At 59.5% G+C, this 12,119-nt stretch carries 9 protein-coding genes and 1 tRNA gene; 5 read left to right on the top strand and 5 right to left on the bottom strand.

What is annotated here, in order from left to right:
* Positions 1-45 precede the first annotated feature (45 nt).
* The 4 genes from ada to mgtE all read left to right on the top strand — a co-directional run bounded on the left by ada (position 46) and on the right by mgtE (position 5,068).
* The gene (gene ada / locus KHQ26_RS18445) at positions 46-1,110 is read left to right on the top strand and encodes a bifunctional DNA-binding transcriptional regulator/O6-methylguanine-DNA methyltransferase Ada (protein ID WP_004211965.1); all 1,065 of its coding nucleotides are present in this window, start codon (positions 46-48) and stop codon (positions 1,108-1,110) included.
* A complete protein-coding gene (gene alkB, locus KHQ26_RS18440) occupies positions 1,110-1,763 on the top strand; it encodes a DNA oxidative demethylase AlkB (protein WP_049124305.1) in 654 nt (217 codons plus the stop codon). Before ada ends, alkB begins: the two co-directional genes overlap by 1 nt.
* Positions 1,764-1,837: 74 nt before the next feature.
* Entirely contained in the window at positions 1,838-3,481 is a 1,644-nt protein-coding gene (locus KHQ26_RS18435) for a multidrug ABC transporter permease/ATP-binding protein (protein ID WP_004184919.1), read from the top strand.
* 150 nt (positions 3,482-3,631) lie between these two features.
* Positions 3,632-5,068, top strand: a complete 1,437-nt coding sequence (gene mgtE, locus KHQ26_RS18430; RefSeq protein ID WP_002912996.1) for a magnesium transporter — start codon at positions 3,632-3,634, stop codon at positions 5,066-5,068.
* Here mgtE and KHQ26_RS18425 read toward each other — a convergent pair.
* Positions 5,031-6,191: a SulP family inorganic anion transporter gene (locus tag KHQ26_RS18425; protein WP_020317142.1), complete on the bottom strand. Its 1,161-nt coding sequence runs from the start codon at positions 6,189-6,191 to the stop codon at positions 5,031-5,033. The genes mgtE and KHQ26_RS18425 overlap by 38 nt on opposite strands.
* 359 nt (positions 6,192-6,550) lie before the next feature.
* Between KHQ26_RS18425 and mqo the strand changes: the two genes are divergently transcribed.
* Positions 6,551-8,173 carry a malate dehydrogenase (quinone) gene (gene mqo / locus KHQ26_RS18420; protein ID WP_211777933.1) on the top strand — a complete coding sequence of 541 codons (1,623 nt, stop codon included), beginning with the start codon at positions 6,551-6,553 and terminating at the stop codon, positions 8,171-8,173.
* A 66-nt stretch (positions 8,174-8,239) separates the two neighbouring features.
* Here mqo and eco read toward each other — a convergent pair whose 3' ends face one another.
* The 4 genes from eco to yejM all read right to left on the bottom strand — a co-directional run bounded on the left by eco (position 8,240) and on the right by yejM (position 12,113).
* A complete protein-coding gene (gene eco, locus KHQ26_RS18415; protein ID WP_004175048.1) occupies positions 8,240-8,731 on the bottom strand; it encodes a serine protease inhibitor ecotin in 492 nt (163 codons plus the stop codon).
* A gap of 174 nt (positions 8,732-8,905) precedes the next feature.
* Positions 8,906-10,015: an AI-2E family transporter gene (locus KHQ26_RS18410; protein WP_002912992.1), complete on the bottom strand. Its 1,110-nt coding sequence runs from the start codon at positions 10,013-10,015 to the stop codon at positions 8,906-8,908.
* Positions 10,016-10,199: 184 nt separating this feature from the next.
* Positions 10,200-10,276, bottom strand: a tRNA-Pro gene (locus KHQ26_RS18405).
* Positions 10,277-10,352: 76 nt separating this feature from the next.
* On the bottom strand, positions 10,353-12,113 hold the full coding sequence (gene yejM / locus KHQ26_RS18400) for an LPS biosynthesis-modulating metalloenzyme YejM (protein ID WP_002912990.1): 1,761 nt from the start codon (positions 12,111-12,113) through the stop codon (positions 10,353-10,355).
* Between the last annotated feature and the right edge of the window lie 6 nt (positions 12,114-12,119).

Genomic DNA, 12,119 nt, shown 5'->3' with positions numbered 1-12,119 from the left:
GGCTTTACCACAGACTGAGGGTACACTTACAGCTGGAGACCCGTCATGAAACCGATAGTTGCCGATACCGATGATCGCCGCTGGCAGGCGGTCTGCGAACGTGATACCCGGGCCGATGGTCAGTTCGTCTTTGCGGTACTGACCACCGGCATCTGCTGTCGTCCCTCCTGCCGCTCGCGGCGCGCGCGGCGAGAAAACGTACGCTTTTTTGCCGACGTCGCCGCCGCCGTGGCGGCGGGATTCCGCCCCTGCAAACGCTGCCAACCGGATAAAGACTACCCGCAGCAGCAAAGGGTCGACAAAGTGGCGCAGGCCTGTCGGCTGCTGGAGCAGGACGCGCCCCTGACCCTCGAGGCGCTGGCAGGCCAGCTGGCGATGAGCCCGTTTCATTTCCACCGTTTATTTAAATCCGTCACCGGCATGACCCCTAAAGCCTGGCAACAAGCGTGGCGGGCGCAGCGCCTGCGGGAAGCGCTGGAGCAGGGGATACCGGTGACCCGCGCCGCGCTGGCGGCTGGTTTTCCCGACAGCAGCAGCTATTATCGCCAGGCCGACGCAGCGTTAGGGATGACCGCCAGCCAGTTTCGCCGCGGCGGCGCCGCCACCGTGGTAACCTGGACCACGGGCGACTGCGCGCTGGGTCGTTGCCTGGTGGCGCAGAGCGAGCGCGGCGTCTGCGCGGTGCTGCCGGGTGATAACGATGCGGCATTGCTCGACGACCTGCGCCGGCGCTTTCCCAATGCCGAGCTGCGTGAAGGCGACCCTGATTTTTGTCAGCAGATGGCCGAGATTTTCGCCCACCTCGACGACAGCCGGCGGCCGGTATCGCTGCCGCTGGATCTGCAGGGCACCGCGTTTCAGCTGCAGGTCTGGCAGGCGCTGCGGCAGATCCCGGCGGGTGAGACCCGCAGCTACCGCCAGGTGGCAGAGCATATTGGCCAGCCGCGGGCGGTAAGAGCCGTGGCCGGCGCCTGCGCGGCGAATTCGCTGGCGGTGATTGTTCCCTGCCACCGGGTGGTGCGTGAAGATGGCGCCCTGTCCGGTTATCGTTGGGGAACGGCGCGAAAAGCGCAGCTGCTGGCGCGCGAGGCCCAACATGAGGAGGAGTAATGCTCGATCTTTTTAGCGATACCCCACCGTGGCAGGAGCCGCTGGCCCCCGGCGCGGTGGTGCTGCGGCGATTTGCCCGCGAACGCGCCCCGGCGCTGCTGCAGGCGATAGCCGACGTCGCCAGTCAGTCGCCGTTTCGCCAGATGGTCACGCCGGGCGGGTACACCATGTCGGTCGCCATGACCAACTGCGGCGCGCTGGGCTGGACTACCGATCGCCACGGCTATTTGTACGCCCCGGTCGACCCGGTAACCGATCAAACCTGGCCGCCGATGCCTGCCGTATTTCATGAACTGGCGCTGGCGGCGGCCGCCGCCGGCGGCTACCCGGAGTTTTCCCCCGACGCCTGTTTGATTAACCGCTATTGTCCTGGCGCAAAACTGTCGTTGCATCAGGATAAAGATGAACAGGATCTGCGGGCGCCGATTGTCTCGGTCTCGCTGGGCTTGCCGGCTATCTTTCAGTTTGGCGGCTTGCAACGCAGCGACCCGCTGCAGCGGCTGCTGCTGGAGCATGGCGATGTGGTGCTCTGGGGCGGCGAGTCGCGCCTGTTTTATCATGGCATTCAGCCGCTGAAAGCGGGGCATCATCCGGAAACGGGCGACTGTCGTTACAATCTCACCTTCCGACAGGCGGGCGGTCGCCAGTATTAAAATAAGAATTATTCTTGATGTCATCGGCGAGCCGTTTAAACTGCTGGCTGTTTTGCTTTTGCGGATAGCCTGTTATGGAACTTCTCTCTCTCGTCTGGCGCCAGTACCGCTGGCCGTTTCTGGGCGTTATTGCTCTCAGCCTGCTCAGCGCCGCGCTGGGTATCGGCTTAATCGCTTTCATTAACCTGCGTCTGATTACCGCTGTCGATACCTCGCTGCGGGTCCTGCCGGAGTTTCTTGGTCTGCTGGGGCTGCTGATGGCGGTGACCCTGGGTTCGCAGCTGGCGCTAACCACCCTCGGCCACCATTTTGTCTATCGTCTGCGCGGTGAGTTTGTTAAACGCATCCTCGATACCCAGATTGAACAAGTAGAGAAGATCGGCAGCGCGTCGCTGCTTGCCGGGCTGACCAGCGATATCCGCAATATCACCATCGCCTTTGTGCGCCTGCCGGAGCTGGTGCAGGGGATCATTCTCACGTTCGGCTCCGCGGCCTACCTCGCCTGGCTGTCAGGAAAAATGATGCTGGTGACGGCGCTGTGGATGGCGCTCACCATCTGGGGCGGCTTTGTGCTGGTCTCGCGGGTGTACAAACATATGGCCAGCCTGCGCGAAACGGAAGATAAACTGTATCACGACTATCAGACGGTGCTGGAGGGGCGTAAAGAGCTGACCCTCAACCGCGAGCGCGCGGAGTATGTGTTTAACCAGCTCTACCTCCCGGACGCCCGGGAGTACCGGCATCATATCGTTCGCGCCGATACCTTCCACCTCAGCGCGGTCAACTGGTCGAATATTATGATGCTTGGCGCCATCGGGCTGGTGTTTTGGATGGCCAACAGCCTCGGCTGGGCCGATACCGCCGTGGCGGCGACCTATTCCCTGACGCTGCTGTTTCTGCGCACGCCGCTGCTCTCCGCCGTCGGCGCGCTGCCCACGCTGCTCAGCGCCCAGGTGGCGTTTAACAAGCTTCGTCAGTTCTCCCTCGCCCCGTACCGGGCCGACTTTCCCCGGCCGCAGGCGCATCCTGACTGGCAGACGCTGGAGCTGCGCGATGTCACCTTCCATTATCCGGACCAGCGCTTTGCGGTAGGGCCGCTTAATCTGACGCTGAAGCGCGGCGAGCTGGTGTTTCTGATAGGCGGCAACGGCAGCGGCAAGTCAACGCTGGCGATGCTCCTGACCGGCCTGTACCAGCCAATATCCGGTCAGATCCTCGTCGACGGCCAGCCGCTGGCGGCGGAGAGGCCAGAGGAGTACCGCAAACTGTTTTCCGCAGTGTTTACCGACGTCTGGCTGTTTGACCGCCTGCTCGGGCCGCAGGGCGAGGAGGCCGATCCGGCGCTGGTGGCGACATGGCTGGAGCGTCTGCAAATGGCTCACAAGCTGCAGCTGGAGAACGGAAAAATCGCCGACCTGCGGCTGTCGAAAGGGCAGAAGAAGCGCGTGGCGCTCCTGCTGGCGCTGGCCGAGTCCCGGGACATCATTCTGCTGGATGAATGGGCGGCGGATCAGGATCCGCATTTCCGCCGCGAGTTCTACCAGGTCCTGCTGCCGCTGATGCAGCAGATGGGCAAAACCGTGTTCGCCATCAGCCATGACGATCACTACTTCCAGCACGCCGATCGTCTGCTGGAGATGCGCGCCGGCCAGCTCGCCGAACTTACCGGCGAAGAGCGGGAACAGGCTTCCCGCGATGCGGTGGCCCGTACGGCCTGACAATCGCCACGCGCCCGGGGAAAAGCCCGGGCGCCGCTGAAATTTTCAGCGTCTACATCGCTGACGGTTATTATTTCCCCCTCCTCGCGCTATGCTTAAGGCTTCCGGCCCGCAGGCCGGCTCACCATTCTCAAAAGGATTGCCCGATCGATGTCCGTTTTGCATAAAAAAAGCGCCCGCTTGCGTGACGAAGAGCGCGCCCGTCTGATTTGGCTCTTGAGCACCGATAAAGCGGTGACTTCCGCGCTGCTGGGCAAACTGACGCTGGCTGAGCGCTATGATGAAGGGACGCTGGCCGATGACCTGGCCGAAGTGGAAATGCTGGTCTCGCATCTGCCGCCGCCGGATCTCGCCGATGCGCTGGAAGCGCTTCCCTATGACGCCCGCACCGCGCTATGGTGCCTGGTGCCCGACGATAAACGCGGCGAAGTGCTGCTGGAGGCCTCAGAGAACGTCTGGGGCGACCTGATCGACAAGATGAGCGACCCCGAGCTGCTGCAGGCCATGCAGCCGCTGGATATCGATGAACAGGTTTACCTGCTGCAGCATCTGCCGCGCAACCTGACCGGACGGCTGCTGGCGACCCTGCCGGCCGAGAAGCGCGCCCGTATTCGCCAGATTATGCGCTACGCTGACAACAGCGTCGGGTCGATCATGGAGTTTGAGGTCATTACGGTGCGACCGGAGGCCACCCTGGCGGCGGTGCAGCGCTATCTGCGGCGTCTCGGTAAAATGCCGGAAAACACCGATAAGCTGTTCGTTACCACCCGTAACAAGCTGCTGCTCGGCGAGCTGGAGCTGCAGACCATTCTGCTCAATGATGCGCAGAAGCGGGTGGGGGAGGTGATGGAGGGCGACCCGGTCACCTTTCAGCCGCACGAAGAGGCGGAGAAGGTGGCGCGCACCTTCGAACGCGACGACTTGCTCAGCGCCGCCGTCATTGATGCCGACGGCAAGCTGATCGGGCGCCTGACCATCGATGAGATCGTCGATGTGGTTTATGAAGAAACCGATAACGATCTGCGGCGGATGGGCGGCCTGAGCGATGAAGAGGATGTCTTCGCCCCGGTCAGCAAAGCGGTGAAAACCCGCTGGGCATGGCTGGCGGTCAATCTGTGTACGGCGTTTATTGCTTCCCGGGTCATCGACGGCTTCGAACACACCATTTCACAGCTGGTGGCGCTGGCCTCGCTGATGCCGATCGTCGCCGGCATCGGCGGCAACACCGGCAACCAGACGATCACCATGATCGTCCGGGCGATGGCGCTGCAGCAGATCCAGCCCGGCAGCTTTACCTTTCTGATCCTGCGTGAAATGGGCGTTGCGCTGATTAATGGCCTGGTGTGGGGCGGGATTATGGGGGCCATCACCTGGTGGCTGTATGACGATCCGCAGCTCGGCGGGGTGATGACGCTGGCCATGATGCTCAACCTGCTGATGGCGGCAATGATGGGCGTGATAATCCCGATGGTCATGGTGAAGTTGGGGCGTGACCCGGCGGTCGGCTCCAGCGTAATGATCACCGCCATCACCGACACCGGCGGCTTCTTTATTTTTCTGGGTCTGGCGACGCTGTTTCTAATGTAGCCTGCGCTTTTGCCCGCAGGCGGCGGGGGATGATCGCCATCGCGACAATCCCCGCCAGCACACCGATCGCCAGATTGCTGGTTCCCACCGTCGCGGCGACGGTCACCAGCATCACCAGCGTTTCCGGCCACGGATTACGCGCCAGCTCACCCGGGCGAATGCTGCGCCAGCTAAAGGTCTTCACCGCCACGATCACCATCACCCCGGCGAGAACCGCCATCGGGATCTTCGCCATCACCTGGCTGAGCGCTGTCACCAGCAGGAGCAGCACCAGGCCGGCGATTACCGTTGAGAGGCGGCTGCGGGCCCGGCCCATTTCCACGTTCACGATAGTCTGGCCGATCATCGCGCAGCCGGCGATGCCGCCATAGCAGCCGGCAAGGATATTGGCGATACCCAGCCCGGCGCTTTCCCGCGATTTGTTCGACGAGGTATGAGTGAGATCATCCACCAGCTTAGCCGTCAGCAAGGACTCCATCAGGCCGACAAAGGCGATGCTGAGGGCACACGGCCAGATTATCTGCAGGGTGGTCAGGTTCAGGGGAACGGTCAGGGCGGTGAACCCCGGCAGGCCACCGCTCATCGAGCCTTCATCGCCGACGGTCGGCAGCTGCTGGCCGGTGGTCGCGGTATAGAGGGTGAGCGCGACGATGGCGATCAGCGGCGCCGGGATAGCCTTAATAACGCGCGGCGCCCACAGGACGATAAGCAGCGTCAGGACGAACAGGCCAACGATTAGCGGTTGTCGACTCCAGAAATGCGGCACCTGAGCAAAGAAAATCAGGATCCCAAGGGCGTTGACGAACCCGGTCATCACCGCCGGGGGAATAAAGCGCATCAGGCGCGCCATGCCGCACAGACCAAACAAAATTTGAATAATACCCGCCAGAATGACAGCCGGTAAAATGTACCCCACGCCGTGCTGATGCACCATCGGGCCAATCACCAGCGCCACCGAGCCCGCGGCGGCGGTGACCATCGCCGGGCGTCCGCCGAAGACTGACATCGCCAGGCAGAGCACCACCGAAGCAATCAGGCTTACCTGCGGGTCAACGCCGGCAATGACTGAAAACGAAATCACTTCAGGGATGAGCGCCAGGGCGGTGAGCACGCCGGCCAGCACTTCGCGCGTCAGTAAAGACGGGGAGCGGAGGATGGGACGGAGGTTGCCGGAAGCGGCGGGGTCAGAAACTGGAGGCATAAAAAAAGTTCGCAGCTTATAAAAAAAGAGGGAGCGGTGTCAGGCCCTGCTTCCGTGCGGTCTGTCACAAAACCAGGGATGATAGCGCGGAATCTGTCAGCGCACCAGTACAAAAAGTGATTTGGTGTATACATTTATTAAACATTTTTATAACGGATCTCAAAACAGAACTTAAAATTTAAACAATATTTAAATTTTTGAGCTTCGGTGGTAACGTGAGGGGTGAGAATCGTATCACCTGCGCTAAATAAAAACAGCGAGTAAAGTAAGGCTCAAATCCGATGAATAAAAAGATGGCCGTACCACGCTCACAGGCGGTTGGNNGGACCAACACCCGCCATGAGCAAGAGACGGATGTATTGTTGATTGGCGGTGGCATTATGAGCGCCACACTGGGAACCTGGCTGCAGGAGCTTGAGCCAGACTGGTCTATTACCATGGTTGAGCAGATGTCCAGCGTGGCGGAAGAGAGCTCAAACGGGTGGAATAATGCGGGTACCGGCCACGCGGCGCTGATGGAGCTGAACTACACGCCGCAGACCGCCAACGGCATCAATATCGACAAAGCGGTCGACATCAACGAAGCCTTCCATATCTCGCGTCAGTTCTGGGCGCATCAGGTGACACGCGGCGTCCTGAACAAACCAAAATCTTTCATTAACAGCGTGCCGCACATGAGCTTTGTGTGGGGCGAAGATAACGTCAACTTCCTGCGTGCGCGCTACGCGGCGCTGCAGCAAAGTGAACTGTTCCGCGGTATTCGCTATTCTGAAGACCATCAGCAGATCAAAGCCTGGGCGCCGCTGGTGATGGAAGGCCGCGACCCGCTGCAAAAGGTCGCCGCCACTCGCTCAGAAGTGGGAACCGACGTCAACTATGGTGAAATTACCCGCCAGCTGATCGCCGGTCTGCAAAAGCATGATAATTTCTCCCTACAGCTGGGCACCGTGGTGCGTCGCTTCAAGCGCAACGCCGACAAGAGCTGGACGGTCACCCTGGCGGATGCCGACAATCGTCGTCAGAAGCGGGTCATTAAAGCTAAATTTATCTTTATCGGCGCCGGCGGCGCAGCGCTGACCCTGCTGCAGGAGACCGGCATTCCGCAGGCCAAAGAGTATGCGGGCTTCCCGGTCGGCGGCCAGTTCCTGGTCTGCGAAAATCCGGAGGTGGTGAACCACCATCTGGCGAAGGTCTACGGTCAGGCCGAAGTGGGCGCGCCGCCGATGTCGGTGCCGCACATCGATACCCGTATTATCGACGGTAAACGCGTGGTGCTGTTCGGACCATTCGCCACCTTCTCGACCCGTTTCCTGAAGAACGGTTCGCTGTGGGATCTGCTGGCCTCGACGAATACCTCAAATATTTTGCCAATGCTCAACGTCGGCCTGGACAACTTCGATCTGGTAAAATATCTGATTAGCCAGGTGATGCAGAAAGATAAAGATCGTCTGGCCGCGCTGTGCGAATATTATCCGGAAGCGCGGAAAGAGGACTGGCGGTTGTGGCAGGCCGGTCAGCGCGTGCAGATCATTAAGCGCGACGCGAAGAAGGGCGGGGTACTGCGCCTGGGCACCGAAGTGGTCAGCGATGATGAAGGCACCGTCGCGGCGCTTCTCGGCGCGTCGCCAGGGGCCTCCACCGCGGCGCCTATCATGCTGCAGCTAATGGAAAAAGTGTTTAAAGATAAAGTCAATTCGCCGGAATGGCAGGCCAAGCTGAAGGCGATCATCCCAACCTACGGTATTCGTCTTGACGGCAATCCGGCGGAGATCGAGAAAGCGCTGGCGTGGACCAGTGAAGTGCTGGAGCTGAAATATCAGCCAGCTGGGGCGGTGGATGAGGTACCGCAGGCGGAGCTGAAGCCGCTGAGCGGCGGCAAGCCGATGGCGGATATCGCGCTCTGATAAACGCTCTGACAAAAACGGCAGCCTGCGGGCTGCCGTTTTTTATTGCCGTTTGCGCTGTTCGCCTTAGCGGACGACGGCGTTGCCGATAGTCTCGTCGGCGCGCCAGATGCGATATTTCACATCGACATTGCTCGGCGTGTATACCACGATCGGCAGTTTGCTGTTGTAGCGCAGCATGGCGTCATCCCCGAGGCCGGCAGTGACAAATTTCTTCTCTTTTTTGCCGTCCGGGCAGGCCATCATGGTGGATACCGGGCCGCTCAGCTTCTCAAAGACATAGTAATCATAGCCCCAGCCTTCCAGGGTTTTACTTTCCAGTTCCCCGCCGAGACGATGATGGTTGCAGTCGACTTCCAGCGTCTGGCCGATCATCAGCTCAACCTTGAGCGCCGACTCATCCTGCTGCTGCGGCAGCTGAATAACCTGACGCTTCATGCCTTTTTCCGCTTTCGGGAACGGCGCGACTTTTTCCAGCGGCTGGTCTGCGGCCAATGCGCCAGCGGACATGCAGGCGGCGGTCAGCAGAGAAACGGCTAGCGTAGTGATTTTTTTCACGGTTGATCATCCTTTATTTTCGTTCCTGACAGAGATAGCCTATCATCACTCAGCTGAATGTTAAGATTTATTTACCAATTTTTGCAAAATGAATAGTGTTATCTACCGGTAAGACATCGGCCGCGCAGAGCGCAACAGAGGCGCTGGCGGGCCGCCAGCCCCCTGCCGGGAAAGCTATTCATTACGGCTATTTTTCGCTTCCTCAATAAACTCTTCATCGATTTCATCGGTATTGCCGGCATGTTCTCGTCCCGACAGCAGGTTCCAGCAGGCGATAAACAGGGCGGCGATCAGCGGCCCGATCACGAAGCCGTTGATACCGTAGATCTCCATGCCGCCCAGAGTGGCGATAAGGATCAGATAGTCCGGCATCCTGGTATCCTTGCCCACCAGCAGTGGACGCAGAATGTTATCCACCAGGCCAATCACAATCACAAAGAAGCCGACGATAAAGGCGCCCTGCCACAGCTGGCCGGTGGCGAAGAGGTAGATGGCCGCTGGCACCCAGATAATGGCCGAGCCCACCGCCGGGATAAGCGACAGAAACGCCATCAGCGCTCCCCAGAGAATGCTGCCGTCCAGACCGGCGATCCAGAAGGCAAAGCCACCCAGCGCCCCCTGCGCCAGCGCCACGGCGACGGTACCTTTTACCGTGGCGCGGGCCACAGCGGCGAATTTAGCGAACAAATGCTGCTTCACATAGCTTGATAACGGTAGAGACTCGAGGATCAACAGCACCAGATAAGGTCCATCCTTCAGCAGGAAAAACAGCAGATACAGCATGATGCCGAAGCTGACGGTGAAGCCAAAAGTCCCTTTGCCAATCAGAAACGCGCTGCCGGCCAGATACTGACCGCCTTTCAGAGCGGCATCAGAGAGCTGCTGCTGGATCTGCTGCGCGCTATCAAGGTTATGATCGGCGAGGAAGCTTCTGGCCCAGCCGGGAAGATGGGCGAACAGGCTGGCGACCACCGTCGGAAACTGGGTGTCGTTATGCTGTAGTTTGCTGTACACCAGGTTGAGCTCGTAGGCCAGCGAGGAGAGAATGATAGCCAGCGGCGTAAAAACGATAAGACAGATAATGACGATGGTCATCAGCGCCGCGAGGCCATTGCGCTCGCCGAGGCGGGTACGGATCTTGTTTTTGACCGGATTAAAAATCACCGCGAGGATCGCAGCCCAAAGGATGGCGGAATAATAGGGTGAGAGAACATCAAAAAAGGCCAGGGTTACAATGAAGACGATAAGGATGAAAAATCCTTTGGTAAGTCCATTAACTCTCATGTTATCCGCTCCTGCTTATGAGTCATACGGTCGAATAATAGATGCTACGACGTAATTTACCATCAGGATAGTCGTACATCTTCACGATACATTGAAGAAAGGGCACAAATTAAGCGAGCGGGCGGCAACAGGGGAAACAGGCATAAAAAAACCAGCCTTAAAAGGCTGGTTTCTGTGGAGTTTTTGGTCGGCACGAGAGGATTTGAACCTCCGACCCCCGACACCCCATGACGGTGCGCTACCAGGCTGCGCTACGTGCCGACGCGTGGGGAACAATATTACCCGTTCCCCAGGCGAATGCAAGCGGGTCACGCGCGATTGATTCATAATTAATCAATCAGTTAGCGATAAAGCGTTTTTCGTCAGTCAGGACCTGCAGCAACAGGCTGAGCTGCGGTTTCTGATCTTTAATTTTCTCGCCGTCGCGGCTCCAGGTGGTATAGGTGCCGTTATGGTTGAGGACCACGGTGATGGTCGGGGTGGTGATGGCCAGCGTATCGCCGTTGGCCGCGGTGACCCAGTTACGACGCCGCGCGGCGCTGAACAGATCTTCTCCCTGCGAGTACTCATTGGCCGGCGTCGAAACGTGAAGCAGGCGCTGCATCAGCGTAGTCATCACATCTTTGTTATCGGTCAGGGTGGCAATCTCCTGCGCCGGCGTGCCCGGCCAGTGAATAACCAGCGGCACCTGCAGCTGCTCGCGCGACCAGTCGAACGCGTCGTGTTTCGCATTCAGCGGCTTGCCGTGGCCGCCGGTAATAATTACCACCGTATTATCGAGTTTGCCGGCTTCGCGCAGCGCAGTCAGCACCCGATCGATCTGGGCATCAACGTCGCCTGCCGCCTTGCTGTAGCGGCGGACAAAGCCCTGCTGCTGCGTGTCGTCGAGAGTGGTGCCATTGAGCGAGATCCACGAGAACCAGCGATTCTCATCCTGCGCGTAACGGTCCAGCCAGCCGATCCACTGATTGGCCGTCTGCTCGTCGCTCTGGGTCTTCGCGCTCGGCAGCGAGAAATCGGAGAGCAGCGCCTGGCGATACAGCGGGCTGCTAAACCCATCGGAGGAGAAGAGGCCCAGCTGGTAGCCTTGCTGGTTGAGGGCAGTAATCAGCGCGGCGGGAATACGCGCCGAGAGGACACCGTCCATATAGCCAGGCGAAATACCGTAGAACAAGCCAAACAGGCCGCTGTCGGCGGTATTGCCCGAGCTCATATGCTGGGTAAAGTTAACGTTTTCTTTGGCAAATGCCGCCAGCGCCGGCATGGTCTTTTCAAACCGCGAGTAGTTCAGGTTGTCGACGGTGATCAGCAGCACGTTGTAGCCCGCGCCGAGGTCACGGTAGCGCAGGTTGCTAAGCGGATACTGGACCGATACCGCCTCCGGCGCCCCTTGCTCCACCAGACGACGCTGATAATCCTGGGCGTCGAGCAGGCCATGTTTCTCAAGGAAACGACGGGCGGTCATCGGATAGGAGAGCGGCAGATTCGCCCGCTGCATAGTGATCGGGCGATAGAAATTGGCGTCCGCCCAGATATAGACTAGGTGGCTGCTGACGAACGACAAAAAGAAGAACCAGGCGACCGGGCGGGCGTAATGGCGGCGGCGCGTCAGGCTGCGCAGCTTTTGCCAGCTCCAGGTGGCGAAGAGCATTTCAATCAAGAAGATGACCGGGACGCTGATAAACATCAGCTGCCAGTCGCGCGCCATCTCATTCTGGTCAGGGTTGATGACCAGCTCCCAGACGACCGGGTTTAAGTGCAGATGGAAGCGGGTAAAAACCTCGCTGTCTATCAGCAGCAGCGTCATCCCGGCGGTGGCAAGGATCACCGACAGGAAGCGCATCAGGCGCTGCGAGACCACGATAAAGGTCAACGGAAAGAGGATCAGCACATAGCTGGTAAACACCAGAAAGCTGAAATGCCCGACGAGACTGACGTACGAAAACAGTCGTCCGGCAAGCGTCGTCGGCCAGTCGGCGACAAAAAGGTAGCGGCTGCCGAGCACCATGGCCAACAACATGTTGAACAGGGCGAACCAGTGCCCCCAGCTAACCATCTGGGAGACTTTTTCTCGGTAGGGCTGACGTAGAGTCACCATATACTG

This window comes from Klebsiella sp. 10, assembly GCF_018223925.1.
Lineage (GTDB): Bacteria > Pseudomonadota > Gammaproteobacteria > Enterobacterales > Enterobacteriaceae > Klebsiella > Klebsiella pneumoniae.
This window is presented reverse-complemented; position numbering and strand designations above follow the sequence as displayed.

Bases quoted from the DNA above. Each gene is read 5' to 3' on its own strand.
- ada (WP_004211965.1), top strand. From the start codon at position 46: ATGAAACCGATAGTTGCCGATACCGATGATCGCCGCTGGCAGGCGGTC.
- alkB (WP_049124305.1), top strand. From the start codon at position 1,110: ATGCTCGATCTTTTTAGCGATACCCCACCGTGGCAGGAGCCGCTGGCC.
- KHQ26_RS18435 (WP_004184919.1), top strand. From the start codon at position 1,838: ATGGAACTTCTCTCTCTCGTCTGGCGCCAGTACCGCTGGCCGTTTCTG.
- mgtE (WP_002912996.1), top strand. From the start codon at position 3,632: ATGTCCGTTTTGCATAAAAAAAGCGCCCGCTTGCGTGACGAAGAGCGC.
- KHQ26_RS18410 (WP_002912992.1), bottom strand. From the start codon at position 10,015: ATGAGAGTTAATGGACTTACCAAAGGATTTTTCATCCTTATCGTCTTC.
- yejM (WP_002912990.1), bottom strand. From the start codon at position 12,113: ATGGTGACTCTACGTCAGCCCTACCGAGAAAAAGTCTCCCAGATGGTT.